This is a genomic window from Allocoprococcus similis, from assembly GCF_054660775.1.
Genome location: NZ_BAAHSG010000031.1, coordinates 49,603 through 70,957 on the forward strand (window position 1 = coordinate 49,603; position 21,355 = coordinate 70,957).

Below are 21,355 nucleotides of genomic sequence, written 5' to 3' on the forward strand. Positions count from 1 at the left end.
GTATAACCTTAAAAATATAAAAATAAGTTTTGTCTTATAATTTATCCATACATTCCGTGTATTCTTTTAAAGCCTGTTCCAGTAACTGAATCTCATCACTGTTCAGTTTCCATTCAAATACTTTACAGTTTTCTTCAATCTTATCACGGCTCTGCGCTCCAATAATACAGGAAGAAATAAAAGGCTTCTGCAAAGCCCAGTTCAATGCAATCTGTGTCAATGGAACATTTCGCTCCATACTAATCTGATCCATCGTTCTTAAAAGAATCATTATTTTTGAGAACAATGGATCTTTAAAATATGGGTAAAACCGATTTCGATTGTCATTCACCCCATATTCTTTGAGCTGCCTGTACTTTCCGGTTAAAATACCGCCTCCAAGTGTTCCATAAGTCATAACTCCTATTCTTTGCGCATAGGCCCACTGAATCAGTTGTTCCCCCTTACGATCCACCATAGAATACTGTGGCTGATATACTTCAATGTCACAATATTTTTCTGCTTCTTCAATCTGTTCTTTTGTAAAATTCGATACTCCGATATGCAAAATTTTACCTTGCTTTTTCAGTGTGTTAAGTGCATCCATTGTTTCTTCCATTGGAACATTCGGATCCGGCCAATGAACCAGATATACATCAATATAATCTGTCTTCAGATTATGGAGTGATTCTTCGCATTCCCGCATGATCTTATCTGCTGCCCCACAGCGTATATACTTTCCATCAATAAATTCATTTCCACACTTCGTAGACAGGATTACTTCTTTTCTTACACCAAGTTTATGCAAAACCTGTCCAATATACTGTTCTGCCCTTCCACCATTATAAGCAGGCGCTGTATCAATAAAATTAATTCCACAATCCACTGCTGCTTTAATCGCATCCATTCGGCTTTCGTCGGAATAAGTATCCCATCCGGCACCTCCGATTCCCCATGTACCAAGGCACATCCTGGATACATGAAGCCGGGTCTTTCCCAATTCTGTATACTCCATTTTCTTGTTCGCCTCCGTTATTACTCTATTTTTTGATTATACCATTTTCTGATTGTGAAACAAATCTCTGTCTCCTGTTTTATCGTAAAAATTTTTACCATAAAATAAAAAAGTCCGGAAAGACTAAGACGGGGTGAGCGATGGGATCTTGGTTAGAGACCTAAAAATGTCCTAGTCTTTTAGACTTTTATAAAAAATAAGAGTGTATATAATGTGCTGTCAGACAGATTTTCGCTGCTGCCTGACAGCACAGGTCGTCTTTAATAAACAGCTTCCTCACCATAATAGGAAACAACCAGATAATCCCCTTCCTGAAGATTATTTCTGTCTTTCATGCTTAAATGATTCGCCTCTGCCAGTTCATCCATATATTCATAAACAGAATCTTCCGATCCCATGTACTGCTGTGCAATGCTCCAAAGTGAATCCCCTTTTTCAATCTGAACACTTTTATAATACCGCTCTTCAGAAGGAACAGAAGTCTCTGTCCCACTGTCATGAGCACTCGAAAAGAAACTTCCAAAACCAAAGCTCATAGACATGATCAAAACAACTGCTGCTATTCCAGTCACAAAACGTCTAAAAAAACCGGTTCTGCGGAACTTTGCATAGTGACAGTATTTCCGTCTCTTCTCTCCGGCATGATATCGATCCATAGGTATGTCTGTTCTTTTCTCTGATCTCATGATAAAATCCTCCCTTTTCTTCTTCAACTTTCGCGTACTATTTATCGAAAGTATGTTCCCGAACAGTTGTTCTGCTATTAATATACAACAAGAACATATGTTTGTCAATACACAATCGAACATATTTTCTAAACATTTGTTTGCTATTTCCTATTTGGTATGGTATGATAATTTTAATAGTGTGAATACTTATATGAATGGATATAAATATAACTACAGACACAGGAGGTTCTTTTATGAGTAAAGGTAATATTAGCAAGAAACAGGAAGAGATACTTGAATATATCAAATCCCAGATTCTGGAACGCGGTTTCCCACCGGCTGTCCGTGAGATTTGTGATGCTGTGAATCTGAAGTCAACTTCTTCTGTACATTCTCATCTCGAAACTCTTGAGAAGAATGGATACATACACCGCGATCCTACCAAACCGCGCGCAATTGAAATTCTCGATGACTCTTTTAATCTAACCAGACGCGAGATGGTACAGATTCCGATCGTTGGGCGTGTTGCCGCCGGAGAACCAATCCTGGCAGAGGAAAATATTGAAGACTATTATCCGGTACCTACCGAGTATATTTCTTCGAACAAGGAACTTTTTATGCTGAAGGTTCAGGGTGAAAGTATGGTAAATGCAGGTATTCTGGATGGTGATTATGTTGTTGTAGAAAAGCAGCCAACTGCGGAGAATGGAGATATGGTTGTTGCCCTGATTGAAGATGGCGCAACAGTCAAGACCTTTTACAGAGAAGAAGGTGTCATCCGTCTCCAGCCGGAGAATGATGCAATGGAACCTTTTATTCTGGAGGATGTCACAATTTTAGGAAAAGTTGTAGCTGTTATGCGTTTCTTCCGTTAATACGAAGTTCTGTTTTACAGCTGGTATTGCCACACGTTATGGTTCCCCTTTTTTTACAAAGTAATCTATAGCACAACAGGTGATAAACTGCAGATTTCTTTATCCAAAAGATAATATGCGGTTCATCACCTGTTTTTATATTGACATTTTTATTTTCTATATGTCTTTCTCTTAGTATTTATTTTTTTGCAAGTTCATACATCGCTGCTGCTGTAATCTGCAGTGCACGGAGAAGCTTTTCTACTTCTACATGTTCATCCGGCTGATGGATCACGTCTGCTTCTCCTGGAAATACTGGTCCAAATGCTACCATATTCGGGAATTTCTTTGCATAAGTTCCACCACCGATTGCAAGCGGCTCCAGATGCTCGCCGGTCTCCTCCTCATATACATGAACAAGCTTTGTCACCAGTTCAGAGTCCTTTGGTACATAAAGAATTTTGTGGTTATTTTTCCGAAGAACGTCAAATGTATAGCTGTTGATATGATTGACCAGTGTATCATCGACAACTTTCTGATCTGCATTTTTCGGATAACGGACATCTAATGTAAAATAGGTCTTTTCTCCGTCATAATGGACGATACCAAGGTTTACGGTCGTCTCACCGGTTTCTTCATCCACATAATGTACACCAAGTGATTCTCCGTTTGTCTCTGTTCCAATCTCTTTCAGCAGAAATTCCATCAGTTGCTGGAATTCTCCACCAAATTCATTCTCTTTGACAGCATTCAGGAGCAGGATCGCTGCATTCACTCCAAGATGAGGTGTGCTTCCATGTGCACTTCTTCCTACCGCTTCAACAATTGTTTTCCCATCTTCATGTGTCACAGTAATACCTTCTGATTCTGTAACTTTAATATCGCCTTTTACAACCAGTTTACATGTCGGAATCACAACATTATCAGCAATTCCACCCCCAAAATATTCTACTTCGATATGTCCCTTGTCATAAACCTTTGAACCGCCCTTGATGCCAGTCGTTCCTTTTTCACAGAAAATAACCGGGAAATCTGCATCCGGAGTAAATCCGATCGTCGGCATCTCATATCCGTTCTCTACGTAATACGCCGCACATGAAGAGCCACATTCCTCATCAGATCCAAAAATAACACGGATTCTGCGGTCAATTGGAAGATTCAGGTCACGGATCGCCTTCAATGCATAAATCGATCCAATGATCGGTCCCTTATCATCCAGACATCCTCTTCCCCAAAGGATTCCATCGTGGATCTCGGCACCATAGGCAGGATAAGTCCAGCCGGTATCACCAGCCGGTACAACGTCTACATGGCCGAGAACGCCTACCATCTCTTTTCCTTCTCCATATTCTACCCAGCCGATACGATTGTCTGCCTGCCCAACCTTGAAGCCAAGTTTGCGGCCAAGTTCAAGGGCATCTTCCAGAGCAGCCTTCGGTCCAGGACCATATGGCGCGTCTGGCTGTGCCTCACCACGCACGCTTTCAATTCTCATGTTCTGTTGGATTCCAGCAAGAATTTCATCCTTCATCTCCATAATCCTGCTGTTTAATGCTTCATAACTCATTATTACATTCCCCACTTTCTTGTGTATTCCATCTGTATTCTATTATACACGATACATCTTTAGAAACCAAATAATATTTTAACAAATCTGTTCCGAATCCAGCACGATCGTAAATGGACCGTCATTCAAAAGAGATACCTTCATATCCGCACCAAAGTTTCCTCTTTCCACAACCGGGATCACTTTCTTACATTCTTCAATAATATATTCATACAGTTCATTTGCCATATCCGGTGCACCTGCCTCAATAAAACTTGGGCGGAATCCTTTTTTACAGTTTGCGTATAAGGTAAACTGGGAAATAAGAAGAAGTTCTCCATCCACATCCTTCAGGGCAAGATTGGTCTTTCCGTTCTCATCTTCAAAAATGCGGAGTCCTGTCAGCTTCTTTACCATTTTGTCTGCAATCTCCCTGGTATCATCCTGTGCCACTCCGATCAGCACCATAAATCCTTTTCCAATCTTTCCGATCACTTCTCCTTCTACCGCAACCTCGGCATGTGCTACTCTCTGAATTACAAATTTCATGTTTCCTTGTCTCCTCTTCTTTTTATTTGACACTATAATGCCTGTGTTCCGAAAATATCAGAACATAAGTATTCTGCTACAGGCCTAAAAAACGGGGGATTTTTATTTCCCCCGTTTTATAACATTATAATCGCTGTTCTTACTCTTCCATGCTTTCCTTTAATTCAAGAAGGTCTTTGATAGCTTTCACACATCCGTCAACACCAAACTTGGAACTGTTCATACAAATATCATAACTTTCGGCATCGCCCCATTTTTTGTTGGTATAATAATTGTAATAGCTTGCCCTGCGTTTATCTGTCTTATGTATCAGATCTTTTGCCTTGTTATCTGGCAGTTCATTCAGCTTCGCTACATTTTTGATCCTGTCTTCCAGATCTGCATGAATGAATACACTTAGTACATCATCCCGCTCTTCCAGTGCATAGTCCGCACATCTTCCTACCAGTACACACGGTCCTTCCTCCGCAATCTTTTTGATCGCATCAAACTGTGCAAGGAAAATCTTGTGATTTAGTGGCATTTCATTGACAGAACCGGATGCAAATCCCATAGAATATGTATCCATTACCAATGAATATAGAAAACTGTTCGTCGGTTTTTCATCATGTGTCTCAAAAAGCTCTTTGCATATCTTACTGTCCTTTGCTGCCCGTGACAACAACTCTTTATCATAAAACTTAATTCCCAGTTCATCTGCCAGGCGTTTTCCAATTTCGTGTCCTCCGCTTCCAAACTGACGACCTATCGTTATAATTGTATGTGTTTTACTCATAAACGTCACGCTCCTTTACAGGTCATTACTCCTTGATTGTTCTATACATATTATATAACAATTCCAGGTAAATGTATAGATTTCTATGACATTCTGCGTAGTTTTTTCAATAAATTTTCAAAATATTCTGGAAGTGGGGCATCAAATTCCATATATTCTCCGGTTCTCGGATGGATAATTCCAAGAATTTTCGCATGAAGTGTCTGCCCCTGTAGTGTCCACGGACATTTTGCAGGACCATATACACAGTCTCCAAGCAATGGATGATGGATACTTGCCATATGCACACGGATCTGATGTGTACGACCGGTTTCAAGCTCACAGGCAATATAAGTATAATCGCCAAAACGCTCCAGTACCCGGTAGTGTGTCACCGCATCTCTGCCGTTTTTTTCATTGATACTCATTTTCTTCCGGTCAATCGGATGGCGTCCGATCGGCGCATTCACAGTGCCGGAATCTTCTTTGATATTACCGTGTACAATCGCATGATAAATCCGCTTAATGCTGTGCTCTTTTAACTGCTCTGCAAGGATCTGGTGTGCGATATCATTTTTACATACCAGAAGAGAACCGGTAGTATCCATATCAATCCGGTGTACGATTCCCGGACGCATTACACCGTTGATTCCTGAAAGCTGGTCTTTGCAATGATACATGATCGCATTGACCAGAGTTCCGGTATAATGACCTGCTGCCGGGTGCACTACCATCCCTTTCGGTTTATTAACCACCAGAATATCCTCATCCTCATAAAGAATATCCAGTGGTATATTTTCCGGCAGGATATCCGGTTCCGTCAAATCCGGTATCGTAATCCGAATCTGGTCTCCCTTTGCAACCTTATAGTTAGATTTGATTACTACGGAATTTACCTTTACATTTTTTTCTTTTATCAGTTTCTGAATATAAGAACGGGAAAGCTCCGGCACTTTCTCTGTGAGAAATTTGTCGATTCTCTCCCCTGCATTTTCTTCACTCTGAAATTCTTTAATCTGCATGCTTCTGCTCCTGTCTGCGCGAATAAATAGAAAAATCTTCGTCCTTATAATAAAAGAAGATCAGCAGAACCAGAACGATAAACGTCACAGTCACATAAATATCCGCCACATTAAAAATCGGGAAATCAATCAGTGAAAAATAAAAAAAGTCCACCACATATCCTCTGATCAGACGGTCAATAAAATTTCCGATTGCTCCGGCTGTCAGAACGATCATACAGATTCTGAGTGGCAGATATCTTTTTTCTACCGGAGTTCTGCCATAAAACCAGCTCACAACAACAAGGATCACAACGGTCATGATGACAAAAAACCATCGCTGGTTCTGAAAAATCCCAAATGCGGCTCCTCTGTTTTCAAGATAATGCAATTCAAAAACATTATTCCACAACACAAATGCGGACTGATCCTTCAAATGTGCAATTGCCAGAAGCTTTGTATACTGATCCAGAAGCACCAGGATTACGACTCCAAGTGCTGCAAAAATATACTGTTTTAAACCTGGTCTGTTCTTCATATGCTCTCCTTTACTGCTAATGCCATTAGGTATACTTTCGGATTGTAACATAATAACGTCCCTTTTTTGTCTCAGAAAGAACTCCTTCGTACTGAAAACGTCCCATCTGCCTTACGGATATGATATCGTTGTCCTTTACATGATATCCATTACTGGTAATCAGCTTTCCGTTTACATATACACGCCCAGCCTCAATCAATGCAGTTAGTTTACTTCTGGACGAAGAAAAAGCCAGCGAAAGAAGGGAATCCAGGCGTACTGACGCAACAGTCCCCTTAATCTCTTCGTACTTTGGCTCCCATTTAAAATCTGCATTTTCTACTTCTACGGCACGGACAGTTGTATGACGCACCCTGGTCAGTTCTTTTGCAAGAAACTCCGTCAGTTCCTGATGTACAAAAACATAAGCTTCCTTATCGTGAATCAGAATATCTCCCGTCTTTGCCCGTGTGATCCCAAGGTTCAGAAGTGCACCCAGATAATCTCTGTGTGATAATTCCTCAGCAAATTTCGGCTGCAGCGGACTAATTTTCAGAATGCGGATCGGATATGTACTGTGGATACTATCCTCGTCCATATACATATAAAAAGCATCAGGTAGAAATGCTGCCATCTGACGCTCTGACGGATCATACCCGCCAAAGGTCCTGTATGGAACAGGGAACGAATCCTTCGGCGTAGTATGTAATATATTCAGTTCATTCAGGTTCAGGAAATCGGAATACATAATGATTCCTCTCTGATAAGCAATGTTAGACAGCTCAATCAGACGCTTGCGAAGTAAAGTCTCTTCTTTTTCCATACCCTGTCTTCTTTCTTCTAGTAACGGTTCTGGATCGGTACATCGAACGAAGTATTCAGAAGATCCTGCATATCGCCGGAAATATCAACATTTGCCGGTGTTACCAGGAAAATATAACTTGAAATCTTCTGAAGATTACCATCAATTGCAAAAGCAGATCCTGATGTGAAATCAATAATTCTCTGCGCAATCTCAAGATCCATACCTTCCAGATTCAAAATAACAGTTCTTCCTGCAAGAAGAGTCTCTGTGATCTCGCGTGTATCATCCATTGCGTTTGGTTTGATTACGCAAACTTCCATTGCAGGGGCATTTCTGCGTGTGGAAGGCTGGCGCATCGGGGTAACTTTATTTGAACGACCTGATTTTTTAAGCTGATAGTCTTCCTCTTCTTCTTCGTAAGCAGCCGGTTTGTCTTTCTTTCCAAAAATATTCTTTTTTGGCTTCTCATCCTCATATGACTCATCTTCAAAATCGTCATCATCATCGTAGAAATCATCATCATACTCATCATCATCGCCGTTTAATTTCATAACGTCTAAAAACTTATCTAATACTCCCATTTTTCTTATACACTCCTATCTGTAGTATCTAAATCTGATGAGCATAATTTCGCTCGCCAAAAATTGCTGTCCCTATTCGAACCATGGTGGCTCCCTCTTCTATAGCAACTTCAAAATCATTGGTCATCCCCATTGAAAGAATACTCATGTTAACATTATCAACTTTTTCCTTTGCAATGTCAACAGATAATTTTCGTAAGTTTGCAAAATGTATACGATTTTCTTCCGGGTTTTCTACAAACGGAGCAATTGTCATCAATCCTTGTGCTTTTATATTCTGAAATCTGACAATTTCATGAATAAAATCCATAACTTCCTCTGGCATCAGGCCGAATTTTGTATCTTCTTTTGCCATGTTTACTTCGAGAAGCACATTTGCAACAATACCTTTTTTTGCTGCTTCTTTATCAATTGTTTCCGCAAGACGGATAGAATCAACGGAATGGATCAGCTCTGCCTTATCGATGATATATTTTACTTTGTTGCGCTGCAGATGACCAATCATCTGCCAGTGAATATCCTTCGGCATTACGTCATATTTTTCATCCAGTTCCTGTACTTTATTTTCACCAAAATAACGGCAGCCGTAAGCATACGCTTCTTCCAGCATTTCTACCGGTTTGGTCTTGCTGACAGCAATCAGTGTTACATCCTCCCGCTTCCTGCCGGAGCGCTCGCATGCAGCGCATACACGTGCTTCCACATCTTTTAAGTTTTCTGTGATCATTTCTTTCACTCCATTTCTTATTGACTTACTATCTGATTATCCCGAACAGAATCTCCGTTCAGGGCAATATGATCATAATTGGAAAGACTGTAGCTGTTTCCTTCTGCAATAATATAGTATTCATCACCCTCGCTCAGGATCTGAACCTGCCTGAATACAGCATAGCCTTTATTGACATTATAAACTCCTTTGATGCTTTCGGTTTTCACAAGATCCATCGTATCGGAAGATTCCGGCAGCAAAAGAGTATCTCCTTTTTTCAGATTCTCTGTATCCAGATATGCAATACCCGATTCCGTATCCTCGTTAATGATCGTCACCGGAATAAATTCCGTTGTCGTCTTTCCTTTTTTGGTCGTCTGCCTGTAGACACCTTCGTTCTGAGAAGCTCCGCCACTCGTAATATAATCTACCGGAACAGCATAACAGTCTTTCTCCGTTACCGAGGTTTTCGGAATCTTAAGCCCGGACTCGTCTTCCAGGATCAGTTCAATATTCACAAACCGTTCATCTGCATACCGGATCATGGAGTCCTTAAAAGTAATATTAGCGTAAACATCATTTTTCTTTTCCGTAAGCCGCATGGTTCCCCACTGGCTCTTATTATCCTTCAGGAATTTTACCTCAACAGAAAGGGAATCTTCCCCGTTCATTTTTTTCTGGAAGGTTTCTGCCAGATCAGAGGTCAGGCGTATCGTTACCGTCCACTCTTCATCTGTGACCAGACGGTATACCGGCTGCCCTGCATCAATCTTTTGGTTGCCCGAAAGCTCTGTGACACTATAATTTGCCTTATCAAACATCTCATCCGTGATATTATCTGTCGTCAGATTTTCATAGCCATCTACCGAAAGCTCAACGATTCCGTCATCCTGGCTTTGAAATGCATCTACATTTCCGGACTGCAGAATAGAATTCAGCTGTGCAACCCTGCTCTGTGTTGTATTGTTCTGTAAGATCGCTGTTACTTCACTTTTCAGATTTGATGCCGTCTTAAACTCCTCCGGCGAATAGGATTCATTAAATCCCTGTGCCTTCAGCAGAATACTGTTCCATTCATCTGCATTCAAGGAAACTTCTTCATTGCTGTCCTGATCCGTCTGTGTCTCGAGCTTGGAAGACGTAATTGTGTAAATATTGGTTCCAAGTGCAACCTTTTGTGCATCGTCTACAAAATAATTGACATATCCGCTTTTTTCAGCATTTACCACCGTTTCTTTTCTGAGAATCATTCCGGTAAGATTTCTGTCTTTTAAGATGCTTCCTTCCCGTACCTCATATACACTCACTCTGTCTTTTGTAAAATAGATCAGAACGGTAAAAACAAGATATACAAAAATAATTCCAAACAGAATCGTACCAATATTTAAATGTCCTTTTCGTTTATACTTCTGGAGGCTGACAACCTCCGTATTCTTCTTTTTCCCAGCCAAAAATCAAGCCTCCAAATCTATTCGGATTTTAACAGGCGCAGTGCCGCACCATTCAGATAATCACAGCACCTGCCCTGATACCTGCCTTCCTCTTCCATCTTCTGCAGCAGTTCATCCCTCAGCCTCCACCAGCTGCATCCCCAGTTACAGAACACCGCATCTTTCTCAGGAATTCTTGAAAACATTCGTTCTACTGCCACGGTTTCCGGAATCTGTTCAAGAAACGTAATCACTCTTTCAAAGTATTCTTCCTTTGAACATACCGTTATTTTACCATTTTCATACCAATCACACAACCGTGTATTTCTGGCAATATAAAGCGAGTGCAGTTTCACAATATCCACGCCGAGCGCAGTAAGGATTCTTGCAGTCTCTTTTGCATCCGCTGCCGTATCTCCCGGAAGATTAAGAATCACATGGGTACAGATTGAAATAGCGGTATAGCTTTTGATCCGCAGTACTGCATCAATAAATTCAGCGAGACCATGTCCCCTGTCGATCATCTGCAGTGTATGATAATTTGCCGTCTGTAGTCCAAGTTCTACATTCATCTGAATTCCGGTCATCGCGCGGATATCTCTCATAATATCAAGATACTCAGCCGAAACACAATCCGGTCTTGTAGAAACAGATATCTCCACGACACCCGGAATTCTGGTAGCCTCCATCAGATAACTGCGAAATCTGTCCGGAGGAAGAAAAGTATTGGTATAATTCTGAAAATATGCAATATATTTGTTGGCATGGTATTTTCTCGTGATCATCTGTCTGGTCCGTGTCAGCTGTTCTGTGACAGGAACCACAGCCGCCATTGCCTCAAATCCGGTTCCTGCACCGGCACAGAATGCACATCCATCTCCGTCAAGACGGTTCGGACATGTGACCGGAAGATTCACCGGAAGCTTGTATACTTTTTCACCATATTTGTTTTTCAGGTAATCCGAATATTTATAATATAACATATTTTTCCTCTCATTTATGAATAATCACATAATTTTAACACATACTAACCGCATAGAATCGTATAAGGAGGATGTTTTACATGAAATGGTTTGATAATACAGCACTCACAGTCGTGATCATCGGTGCTGTGAACTGGCTTCTGATCGGTATATTCCGTCTGGACCTTATTGCCTGGCTTTTTGGAAATATGTCATGGCTCTCACGTATCGTCTACACGATCGTCGGACTGTGCGGTCTCTACCTGATCAGTCTTTTTGGCAGGATCGGATCCATGTCTGAATCTTAATATGCCCAGGTAATGTACCCGATATCATCCCGGTGTATTTTTTACATGCCTGAAAAAAGAAAGGGGCTCCCCAGACAAGAGATGCCCCTTTTTGTGTATACGATAAGATCCACACACCACATTTACTGCTGACCAGACGGGATTGCCTCGATCAGTGATGTCATATCCTCATACAGAACCGGTTTTTCTGAGGCTCCCATTACAATCGATATGTATGGATTGTCACTGGAATCTTTTTCCATCAGAATCAGACAATATCCTGCTTCATCCGTCGTCCCGGTCTTCCCTCCTACAATCGTAACATTCTCCGGAACATCCACCTCTCCCTGTGCATAGAGATTGGTCGGTGTAAACATCGCCTCCTGGCTGTTACCGTCCACATCTGTATAATGTGCGGTATATGCTTCACTCTGTATAATATTTACAAAATCTTCATGCTTTATGCACTCATTAAATATCAGATAAAGGTCATACGCTGTTGTATAATGATTGTCATCATGCAGTCCGTGCGGATTCATAAAATGAGTCCCGTTCGCCATCAATTCCTGGGCTCTGCGGTTCATCATATTAACAAACGCATCTTCTGATCCACCTACATATTCCGCGATCGCAGTTGCTGCATCATTTCCAGAATACAAAAGAAGCGCTCCCAAAAGATCCCTGAGCGTCCAGACTTCTCCTTTCACAAGTCCGCACACCTGTGCATCCGCCGAAAAGCTGGATGCATCTGCGTTTCCACTAATCGTCACCTGGGCATCCAGATCTGCATTCTCTATAGCGAGAAGTGCCGTCATGATCTTGGTTGTACTGGCAGGATACAGTCGTTCATGCGCTTTATAAGAATATAATACACGTTCTCCTGTAAGATCAAATAATGCGGCACTGTGCAATTCTGTATCTTCTGTATAACCCTCTAACGCCACATCATTCTGTGCTACACACAGATCCTCTGCATAAAGCTTTCCCTGATATAAATTCTGATTATAATTTTTAAGTTCATATGCTGTCACAGGCGTTGCTCCTTTACCTCCGATGCAACCACCTGTAAACAGACTTACCGATACCACACATACCAGTGCGGCACTTTTTGCTCTACTTATACATCTCACGCCAATCCAAGTCTCCTCTGTCTAATGCAAGTATAATGATTTCTGCCGTTGCAAGATTGGTAGCCATCGGGATGTTGTGCATGTCACAAAGACGAATGACATCATTTACATCCGGTTCATGTGGCTTTGGATTCTGTGGATCCCGAAGAAAGATCAGAGCATCAATTCCATTCTGTGCAATCTGCGCACCGAGCTGTTGTTTGCCGCCCAGCGGTCCCGCAAGATATTTGTGAATAGAAAGATTAGTAACTTCTTCGATCAGCCGGCCGGTTGTACCGGTCGCATACAACTCATGCTTGCTCAAAATCCCACGATATGCAATACAGAAATTCTGCATCAGTGTTTTCTTAGAGTCATGCGCAATAAGTCCGATATTCATTTTCTCAGCTCCTTTTACTGATATTTTTTAGGCTGAAGCCCTATATTTAATACAATGCCAATTCCCATATATAAGCTGATAAGCGAAGTCAGTCCATAACTAACAAACGGAAGGGGAATTCCTGTATTTGGTAAGATCCCTGTTGCCACGCCGATATTGATAAACGACTGAAATCCTATCTGCGCGGCTACACCGCAGCAAATAATCCGCCCCGCCAGATCTTGTGCCCTGAGTCCTATCAATATACATTGTACTACAATCAATAATAACAGACCAATCACGATACAGCAACCCACAAAACCTAATTCTTCACCTACAATTGCAAAAATAAAGTCTGTCTGTGGCTCAGAAATAAAATTTCCGTTCTTCACGGATGTGGTCGTATTATTATTCAGTCCTTTACCGGTAAGCTGTCCGGACCCAATCGCCATAATCGCATTATTCTGCTGGTAAGCTTCATCACTTGCATATTTCTGCGGTTCCAGCCATGCCAGAATACGCTTTTGCTGATAATCATGCAGAAATGGCTGATTTGGCTGTACAACAATACTGATAAAAATAATCGTAACCGGAACCAGAATCGCAATCAGGGTTCCGATAAATCGATAACTCAGTCCCGCCAGATACATCATAGCACAAAAGACAAGCGCTATGGATAAGGTTGTTGAAAGGTCCGGCTGAAGAACGATCAGGATCAGTGTTGGTGCGATCAATCCTACTGCTTTCAGGATGGTTGCTGCACTGTTCAGATCATCCTCATGATTCATCAGAAATTTTGCAAAGAATAAGACAACCAGTATTTTGCTGAGCTCTGATGGCTGAAAATTCGTCACTCCGATATCAATCCACCGCTGTGCACCGTTTACATTGGTTCCAAACAGCTTTACACATACCAGTGCAATGATATTGATCCCGTATAAAATCCAGTAAAAATTCAGAAGCCATACATAGTCTATCATTGAAAGAATGATCATCAGGATCACTCCGGCGACAAGTCCTATGATCTGTCTTCCCTGTACTGCCTGCTTTGCACTTCCGATTACCATAACTCCGATAATCGATATAGCAAGAACAGAAATGATCAGACCGAATTTCACATCTTTTAAATGATAAGGTTTTGTCTTTTTTGGTAATCTCACGATTTTTCTCCTGTCAAGTTGATTCTAATCTGTGAACGTGTTATTTCCACTTTAAAATTATCTTCGGTTATCTTCATGTATTTTCCGATTGTGTGGTATAATTCTCCGCACAAAAGATCATAAGTATCCGGCTGACACTGCACCCGGTCCGAAACAAGAAGGCTTTTCAGACGTTCTTTTGCAATACGGACAGATGAATGGTGCATACCTCTTTCAAATACATGCATGATACATCCTCCTAATTTCTTTTAAACATATGGGAAAGCTTGTGGAACAGACCTTCCTGTTTATCAAGATCGAGAAACGGTACTTCTTCACCGGTTATACGCCGGCAGATATTGGTATATGCTTTTCCTGCCAGCGAATCCATATCTACAACCGTCTCTCCCTGGTTCGTTCCGATCACGACCTGTTCATCATCCGGAATTGCTCCGATCAGGTCGATGGGAAGAATCTCTGTCACATCTTCTACTGACATCATCTCTCCTCTTTTCACCATATCCATCCGGATACGGTTAATAATCAGATTCAGTTTTTTCATGTGATTCTGTTCCAGCAGCCCAATGATACGGTCAGCATCACGAATGGAGGATACTTCCGGCGTCGTCACAACAAATGCCCTGTCAGCTCCGGCAATCGCATTCTGGAATCCCTGCTCAATCCCTGCCGGACAATCCAGTAAAACGTAATCAAATTCATCTCGAAGCTCATTAGTAAGCTTGATCATCTGCTCCGGTGTGATCGCTGACTTATCTTTTGTCTGTGCCGATGGCAGCAGATACAGATTTTCATGACGCTTATCACTGATCATCGCCTGCTTCAAACGGCAGCCACCTTCGATCACATCGACCAGATTATATACGATCCGGTTTTCAAGTCCCATGACAACATCCAGATTCCGAAGGCCCAGATCCGTATCGATCACCAGTACCTTTTTCCCGAGCTTTGAAAGTCCGGCACCTATATTTGCTGTCGTTGTTGTTTTTCCGACACCGCCTTTTCCCGATGTCACTACAATAATTTCACCCATTTTTCAGATCCTCCTACCACTCTAAATTCTCCAGTGGATCGATATAAATGCGCTTGCCGTCAAGACGGGCGATACTTGGTCTTACGGTTTCGTCCTGAAGATATGTATGTGTTGATACAATATCTGCAATCTTCATCACATGCGGTCTCATCGACAACGCCGTAATAAACGCATCACGATCTCCTGTTGCCCCGGCATGTACCGTTCCCCTTACCGCTCCCAGCACAACAATATTGCCCTTGGATACTACGGTTGCACCAAACTCTACATCGCCAAGTATAATAATACTCTGCTCTGTCTCCAGTACCTGCCTTTGTCTGAGCGTACCTTTGTAGAACTGACCTTCTTTTCTGGATAAACTGTTAAGAGAGTCTTCTACTACTTTTTTGTATAATCTTTCTGTATTTTCATTAGTATCAAAAATACAGACAATATGGATATGAGCGACATCAGTGATCAGACCGATGACCTCTTCTTCCTGTGGTTTTGTAAGAATCCGCCCTTCAAACGTTACCGCCATGGTCGCATCTTTGAAAAAGCGGGCAGATTCGGTAAATTTTTCTCTCAATTCCTTCAGAATCTCTGTATACTCTGCATCAGGATCCATATGAACAATCAGACCGTATTTATTACTTTTAATGATGACTTTCTGTTTCATACCTGTGATCCCCCTCAATTAGTCTCCATGTGTCGATGATGAACCTGCTGCTGATGCATGCCCTGTGATCAGCTCATCACGGCTTGTCTCTCCATAATAATAGCGCATCAGGTCTCTTCCAATCTCTGACGGATATAAAGATTCATAACCATTTTTGATACGGATCGCAAATGCGACTTCCGGATCGTCACTTGGCGCATATCCAACAAACAGACCGTGATCCGGATGTGTAGTACTCTGCTGTGCCGTACCGGTTTTACCTGACATGGTAATATCTCCCAGTGAGGAATAGGTACTGTTGCTGGTTACAACTGCCCGCATTCCCGACTGAACAGCATCCCATGTATTTCCGGAAACACCCTCTATCTGGTTCAGCACATCCGGTTCGTAAGTTTTTGTTACCTTACCATCCTTATTTTCCACATGATCCAGAAGGGAAAGATTATAAACAGTTCCTCTGTTTGCAATTGCTGTAACATATCTTGCAAGCTGGGTTGTCGTATAGTTATTGGTACCCTGACCGATTGCAGAACGTACAGAGTCCTGATCAGATACCTGAGGTGACGATTCCGGAATTTCGATTCCCGTTGTCTGGTTCAGTCCAAACATAGTCGCATACTTCAGAAGCGTCTCACATCCCTGGTCAGAAGAATATCCCGACTCGCTGCTCTTTGCATTACTGAGCATCTGGTTTGCAAGTCCCAGACGGTATCCAACTTCATAGAAGAACATATTGCAGGAATGCTGGATCGCACTCGTCACATTCAGACTTCCATGTGACCCAGGATAAATCCAGCATCGTGGACTCGGTGAAATTTTCTCATAGAGTCCGCCACAGCTGATATACGTACTGGTATCAATGACGCCTTCTGTCAGTCCGGCAACAGCAACCAGTGGTTTGTAAGTAGATCCCGGTGCCGTCTTCTCCTGCGTCGCATTGTTATATAACGGTGCCGACTGATCATTTAAAAGCTTTGTATAATAGCCTGAATCCATGGTATTTGCAAGTCGGTTATTATCATATCCCGGATAGGATACACAGGCAAGAAGCTGTCCGGTCTTCGTGTCAGTTACTACAACTGATCCGGTAGATGGTTCCAGCCCAAGCTGTCCCGGTGTGATTTCCAGATCTTCAATCTTGGAATACATGAAATCATAGGCAGTCATTGTACCATCCGCAAGCTTATTATAAACATCTTCATCATAATCCAGAATTCCCTGCTCATAAAGCATCATACCGATCTGGCTTCCTGTGATTTCTTCATTGCGTATCATATATTTGTAGATCAGTTTGTCAAATCCAGAATCCTTTGGAAGATTTGCACTGATATACGCCAGAATCCCCTGATACACTTCGTTCTGATCCGAATACTCACTGTCACTGTTCATATAATCAGTCAGTTTTGATGTATCGATCCAGTTCTTGGAGATCGCATAATTCAGGTAAGTATAGAGGCTGATGCTCTCATCATTTTCCCATGCAATATAGGTAGAATCACTGGTATCAATCGAATCCTTCTGGATGATTGCTGCATTCTGGGTAAGTACAGTACTGATAATATAACTGAGATATGCCTGCATATCCTCATCACAGTCTTTGTATGCCGGCGCACCCGAATCACTCAGTTGTGCCATCACATCTGCAAGCACTGCCTCCTTTTTGGAAGAAAATGACGCATACACACTTTTCTCAGTCTCCCCGGCATCCGCAGCCTCAAAATGTCCCACATTCAGGATCTCATTGGAAATAAACGCATTGTAAACATCACCAATCGGTATCTTCACATCACTTCCCTCTTCTGCCTGTGTACGGTCATAGGTCAGAGACGTAGTCAGATTGGAAAGGATGATTCCGGCAAGCTTTTCTTCCAGGAGATCATAAGCTGCCTTTTGCAGATTGGCATCAATAGAAAGATAGACATCATTTCCTGCCTTTGCCTTTTTCCCCTGCTTGGACTCAATAACCTTTCCCACACTGTTAACATAAAGTTTGATTTCACCTTTTTCACCCTGAAGTGTTTTATCCAGGGTCTGCTCCAGCCCTGCTTTTCCAACCACATCAGTAAGAGAATACGAGTCCTGCTCCTTTTCATCCAGCGCATCATATTCATCCTGTGAAATCACGCCCGTATAACCAAGAATAGACGCAAAATATTTGCTGTCCGGATAATAACGGATTGAATCCTCTTCAATGTTAACTCCCTGAAGCGTATCCAGGTTCTCCATGATAGCAGCCGTTGTACTTTCACTGACATCACTTGCAACCGTTGTAGCCACATACTTCTGATAGCGATTCAGTCCCATGGAATACCGGATTGTTACCAGCTTCAGGATTTCTTCTTTGGACATTTTTTGTTCGTCCAGCCCATAGCCGTAGGTCTCATCTGTACAGAGATAATGCATCAGATCTGCCGCACTGTATGCCTTCTGCTTGTCACTGAGCTTATCAATGGTTGCTTTTCCAAACACATCCGCAAGGAATCGCAGACGCTGCACCTCGCTTGTCATGGAATAAGCATATTCTCCGTTATCATTGAGAATAATTTTGAAATCATTGACAATAGAATCTCCATTCGATTCAACAATACTGATCACTTTTTCAATTGTTGCATTGATGATTTTATTTTTCTCTTTGACCGTATCATAGTCACCGTTATCTTCAATCGTGACGGAATATGCGAGCTTGTTATCTGCCAGAACCACTCCGTTCCGGTCCAGGATGCGGCCTCTGGTTCCCTGTACCTCTTTTGTTTTCTGGATCTGAAGCTTATAGTCATCCAGATATGCCTGTCCATTTACGATCTGTAAAACAAACACACGCTGTATCAAGATTGCAGAAAGCACAATAAACACAAGCATCAGCACAAACACTCTAGATTTTACCAAGTCGATAAACCATCTTTTCAGACGATCCAATAAATCAAACAAATCTGCTAGCACTCCTTTTTTCTTCTTCTTCAAGTCTTCGGTTAATATGCAGAATGATCTGATACAGAACAAGTGTAACCAGAATCGTATAAACCAGTTCCGGCATGATCACATGTCTCAGATAATTCAAAAAATGGAAATCACTTTTCAACATGAATAAAAGTACATAAATCACCATACCATATAAAAACTCACTGCCGGCAATAAGCGCCAACGGGAGCTTGATGTCTTCATCATAAAATACTCTCTGGAAAAATCCGTTGCCATATCCGATCAGCATATAGATCAGCGCATAAAACCCAAGCAGATCTCCACCTAGTATATCTTTTAAAAGTCCACAGAAAAAGCCGATGATCATTCCCTCTTTTTGTCCCCTCATAAATCCAAATGAAGACGTCACGATTATCAGGAGATTCGGAATAATTGAGGCAAACGTCAGTTTTTGAAACACCGTTGTCTCCAGAAGAAAACAGACAATGATCAACACCGCACAGATCAGGATCCTTTTAATCTTTTTCATGTCTATTCGCCTCCGTTATCGCTTCCACTTTCACCTTTTCCATCGATCAGATCCTGCTTTGTTGTTGTAATAACAAGAACTTCCTGTAATTCCTTAAAATCCGTTGCCGGAATGATATATCCGGATCTTGTCAGGTTATTGGAATCTACATTCACCTCTGAAATATATCCAACCAGAAGTCCCTGCAGATATTTGCTGCTGATATTCGATGTTACAACCTGTTCTCCAACCGCCACTTCATTTTCATTATTGGCAAGCTGTTCAAATTTTAAAAGTCCGTCCTGCACCGTCTGCAGATCTCCGCTTACAATACATTTGTCAAAGGTTGTCAGGATCATGGCACTTACATTTTTATCATCGATAATCGAACTTACTGTTGCCCAGTTCGGTCCGACTTCTGTGACAATTCCGACCAGTCCGGTTCCAGATAAGACATTCATATCTTCCCTGATTCCATCATTGCTTCCCTTATCGATCGTAAATTTCGAAAACCAGTTGCTATTCTCACTGGCGATTACATTCGCAGCAACTTTCGGATAATCCGCTGTATTCTGATCCATCTTATATAATTCTTTATATCTTTCCAGCGTTGCTGAATTCTGCTGCAACCGGTTATTCTCAGTCGTCATCTCCTCCAGGCGGGATTTCAGTTCTTTGTTTTCTTTTTTTACTTCCTGAAGTGTTGCAAAATTCTCAGAAACATCGCCGATCCACATCCCGACACGGTTGATTCCTTTCTGCATCGGCACGATCGTGTAACCTGCTGCCCAGGAAAGCGGTCCTTTCCCGGACTCTGCAAATCCGGAAAGTCCCATCAGTACAATACATATGATAACAAGGATCAGCAACCAGTATTTATTTGATGTCGAAAATTGATTCTTTCTTTTCATCTATCTTATCCACCTATAATTTTCATCCAACATTGAGTACGAAAGTTTTTTAAGTTCTTTTGAATTGATCATTCGTCGCAGTCCTTCTACTGCACACAGATCCGGCTTAGCAGCCACATGCACCGGATATCCTGTCACAGCTTCTATGTACCGGTCAAGCCCCGGTAACCGGGAAACGCCACCCGTCAGACAGATTCCATTCTTTCTGATTGAACGGGCTACCTCCGGTGGGGTACGTTCAATCAACTGCCCAATCTGCGAAGTGCAGGCTTCCAGAGATTCTTTCATCGCAGCCCGTACCGCACTGCTTGGAATTTCCTGGTATCTTGGTACACCAACAACCAGATTACGTCCGGCAATCACCATGGAAGCTTTTCCGTTTCCGCCAAGCACTCCAAAACGTTTCCGGAGAGCCTCGGCTGTCTGTCTTCCGATCAGAAAATCATAATTCCGGCGGACCATATTCTGAACTGCCACATCAAATGTCATACCGCCGATCTTAAGCATTTTATTAAGTACCATGCCACCTGAACCTACTACAGATAATTCGGTTGTAGCCGCACCAAAATCAGCGATCAGCATCCCTTTCGTCTTCCTGACATCAACTCCCATTCCGATACACTGCGCAACTCCGCGTTCTACAATACTCACTTCTTTTGCTTTCGCCGTTGAATGAACAACCAGATCAAAAAACGCCCTTTTTTCAACTTCTGTGACATCCGTAGGTACTGCGATCAGATATTCTGATCCTCTTGCAAAACGGCGCTCTTTCTTCAGCAGATTCTGAAGAAGATACTGCATATCCGTAAATCTGCTGATTACACCTTCTTTCATCGGAAACACCACTTCAATATTTCCCGGTGTTCTCTCGAACATCGCATATGCTTCATCGCCGACAGCCAAGATCTCTTTTCCGTCCACAATAGCAATTACATTCTTCTCTTTCCACGTACTGTCCTGCTTTTTATCATACACCTTGATCTCATAAGTCCCGAGATCAAGACCGTAAATATTTCGCGCCATA

General features: G+C 42.0%; 24 protein-coding genes. 2 read left to right on the forward strand and 22 right to left on the reverse strand.

Translation table 11 applies throughout. From position 1 onward, the window contains the following. Positions 1-34 precede the first annotated feature (34 nt). Both ACYQ5K_RS11990 and ACYQ5K_RS11995 read right to left on the reverse strand, forming a co-directional pair. Positions 35-994: an aldo/keto reductase gene (locus ACYQ5K_RS11990; protein WP_459777643.1), complete on the reverse strand. Its 960-nt coding sequence runs from the start codon at positions 992-994 to the stop codon at positions 35-37. 260 nt (positions 995-1,254) lie between these two features. Further along, positions 1,255-1,680 (reverse strand): LysM peptidoglycan-binding domain-containing protein, encoded by a 426-nt coding sequence (locus tag ACYQ5K_RS11995; RefSeq protein WP_173687533.1) that lies wholly within the window; start codon positions 1,678-1,680, stop codon positions 1,255-1,257. 236 nt (positions 1,681-1,916) lie between these two features. Between ACYQ5K_RS11995 and lexA the strand changes: the two genes are divergently transcribed. After that, the gene (lexA, locus tag ACYQ5K_RS12000) at positions 1,917-2,537 is read left to right on the forward strand and encodes a transcriptional repressor LexA (RefSeq protein WP_117834762.1); all 621 of its coding nucleotides are present in this window, start codon (positions 1,917-1,919) and stop codon (positions 2,535-2,537) included. A gap of 178 nt (positions 2,538-2,715) precedes the next feature. On the opposite strand, the gene pepV is transcribed toward lexA, so the two are convergent. The 10 genes from pepV to ACYQ5K_RS12050 form a co-directional block, all read right to left on the reverse strand. Then, positions 2,716-4,083: a dipeptidase PepV gene (gene pepV / locus ACYQ5K_RS12005; RefSeq protein ID WP_459777644.1), complete on the reverse strand. Its 1,368-nt coding sequence runs from the start codon at positions 4,081-4,083 to the stop codon at positions 2,716-2,718. Between the two features lie 78 nt (positions 4,084-4,161). After that, positions 4,162-4,611: a D-aminoacyl-tRNA deacylase gene (gene dtd, locus ACYQ5K_RS12010; RefSeq protein ID WP_173687535.1), complete on the reverse strand. Its 450-nt coding sequence runs from the start codon at positions 4,609-4,611 to the stop codon at positions 4,162-4,164. Positions 4,612-4,750: 139 nt separating this feature from the next. Beyond that, positions 4,751-5,386 (reverse strand): cytidylate kinase-like family protein, encoded by a 636-nt coding sequence (locus tag ACYQ5K_RS12015; protein WP_173687536.1) that lies wholly within the window; start codon positions 5,384-5,386, stop codon positions 4,751-4,753. 83 nt (positions 5,387-5,469) lie between these two features. Next, positions 5,470-6,387, reverse strand: a complete 918-nt coding sequence (locus ACYQ5K_RS12020) for an RluA family pseudouridine synthase (protein WP_459777645.1) — start codon at positions 6,385-6,387, stop codon at positions 5,470-5,472. Next, entirely contained in the window at positions 6,377-6,904 is a 528-nt protein-coding gene (lspA, locus tag ACYQ5K_RS12025) for a signal peptidase II (protein WP_195230426.1), read from the reverse strand. The genes ACYQ5K_RS12020 and lspA overlap by 11 nt, the downstream gene beginning before the upstream one ends. Positions 6,905-6,929: 25 nt before the next feature. Beyond that, the gene (locus ACYQ5K_RS12030; RefSeq protein WP_173687539.1) at positions 6,930-7,706 is read right to left on the reverse strand and encodes a YlmH/Sll1252 family protein; all 777 of its coding nucleotides are present in this window, start codon (positions 7,704-7,706) and stop codon (positions 6,930-6,932) included. A 17-nt stretch (positions 7,707-7,723) separates the two neighbouring features. Beyond that, entirely contained in the window at positions 7,724-8,269 is a 546-nt protein-coding gene (locus tag ACYQ5K_RS12035; protein ID WP_173687540.1) for a cell division protein SepF, read from the reverse strand. Positions 8,270-8,297: 28 nt separating this feature from the next. Beyond that, positions 8,298-8,996 (reverse strand): YggS family pyridoxal phosphate-dependent enzyme, encoded by a 699-nt coding sequence (locus ACYQ5K_RS12040; protein WP_459777646.1) that lies wholly within the window; start codon positions 8,994-8,996, stop codon positions 8,298-8,300. A gap of 17 nt (positions 8,997-9,013) precedes the next feature. Further along, on the reverse strand, positions 9,014-10,429 hold the full coding sequence (locus tag ACYQ5K_RS12045) for an HlyD family efflux transporter periplasmic adaptor subunit (protein WP_173687542.1): 1,416 nt from the start codon (positions 10,427-10,429) through the stop codon (positions 9,014-9,016). Positions 10,430-10,446: 17 nt separating this feature from the next. Further along, positions 10,447-11,391 carry a tRNA modification radical SAM protein MnmL/YtqA gene (locus tag ACYQ5K_RS12050; protein ID WP_173687543.1) on the reverse strand — a complete coding sequence of 315 codons (945 nt, stop codon included), beginning with the start codon at positions 11,389-11,391 and terminating at the stop codon, positions 10,447-10,449. An 80-nt stretch (positions 11,392-11,471) separates the two neighbouring features. Here ACYQ5K_RS12050 and ACYQ5K_RS12055 point away from each other — a divergent pair, with 80 nt between their 5' ends. Further along, entirely contained in the window at positions 11,472-11,678 is a 207-nt protein-coding gene (locus ACYQ5K_RS12055; protein ID WP_022221010.1) for a DUF378 domain-containing protein, read from the forward strand. A 122-nt stretch (positions 11,679-11,800) separates the two neighbouring features. Here ACYQ5K_RS12055 and ACYQ5K_RS12060 read toward each other — a convergent pair whose 3' ends face one another. Genes ACYQ5K_RS12060 through ACYQ5K_RS12105 form a run of 10 tightly spaced genes read right to left on the reverse strand, consistent with a single transcriptional unit; the run spans position 11,801 to position 21,354 of the window. Further along, positions 11,801-12,787, reverse strand: coding sequence for a D-alanyl-D-alanine carboxypeptidase family protein (locus ACYQ5K_RS12060; protein ID WP_330585914.1), 987 nt, complete (start codon positions 12,785-12,787; stop codon positions 11,801-11,803). Beyond that, positions 12,771-13,166 carry a methylglyoxal synthase gene (locus tag ACYQ5K_RS12065; RefSeq protein ID WP_008370250.1) on the reverse strand — a complete coding sequence of 132 codons (396 nt, stop codon included), beginning with the start codon at positions 13,164-13,166 and terminating at the stop codon, positions 12,771-12,773. The genes ACYQ5K_RS12060 and ACYQ5K_RS12065 overlap by 17 nt, the downstream gene beginning before the upstream one ends. Positions 13,167-13,180: 14 nt before the next feature. Continuing rightward, on the reverse strand, positions 13,181-14,305 hold the full coding sequence (locus ACYQ5K_RS12070) for an FtsW/RodA/SpoVE family cell cycle protein (protein WP_173687544.1): 1,125 nt from the start codon (positions 14,303-14,305) through the stop codon (positions 13,181-13,183). Next, positions 14,302-14,532, reverse strand: coding sequence for a cell division topological specificity factor MinE (locus ACYQ5K_RS12075; RefSeq protein WP_243259116.1), 231 nt, complete (start codon positions 14,530-14,532; stop codon positions 14,302-14,304). The genes ACYQ5K_RS12070 and ACYQ5K_RS12075 overlap by 4 nt, the downstream gene beginning before the upstream one ends. Positions 14,533-14,543: 11 nt before the next feature. After that, complete coding sequence (gene minD / locus ACYQ5K_RS12080) at positions 14,544-15,335, reverse strand: septum site-determining protein MinD (RefSeq protein ID WP_173687545.1); 792 nt, start codon at positions 15,333-15,335, stop codon at positions 14,544-14,546. 13 nt (positions 15,336-15,348) lie between these two features. After that, positions 15,349-15,993 (reverse strand): septum site-determining protein MinC, encoded by a 645-nt coding sequence (locus tag ACYQ5K_RS12085; RefSeq protein ID WP_173687546.1) that lies wholly within the window; start codon positions 15,991-15,993, stop codon positions 15,349-15,351. Positions 15,994-16,011: 18 nt separating this feature from the next. After that, positions 16,012-18,933: a penicillin-binding transpeptidase domain-containing protein gene (locus tag ACYQ5K_RS12090; protein WP_459777647.1), complete on the reverse strand. Its 2,922-nt coding sequence runs from the start codon at positions 18,931-18,933 to the stop codon at positions 16,012-16,014. Beyond that, positions 18,914-19,441, reverse strand: a complete 528-nt coding sequence (mreD, locus tag ACYQ5K_RS12095; protein WP_173687548.1) for a rod shape-determining protein MreD — start codon at positions 19,439-19,441, stop codon at positions 18,914-18,916. Before mreD ends, ACYQ5K_RS12090 begins: the two co-directional genes overlap by 20 nt. A 2-nt stretch (positions 19,442-19,443) precedes the next feature. Further along, a complete protein-coding gene (gene mreC, locus ACYQ5K_RS12100; protein ID WP_173687549.1) occupies positions 19,444-20,331 on the reverse strand; it encodes a rod shape-determining protein MreC in 888 nt (295 codons plus the stop codon). Beyond that, a complete protein-coding gene (locus tag ACYQ5K_RS12105) occupies positions 20,332-21,354 on the reverse strand; it encodes a rod shape-determining protein (protein WP_173687550.1) in 1,023 nt (340 codons plus the stop codon). Position 21,355: the final 1 nt, after the last annotated feature.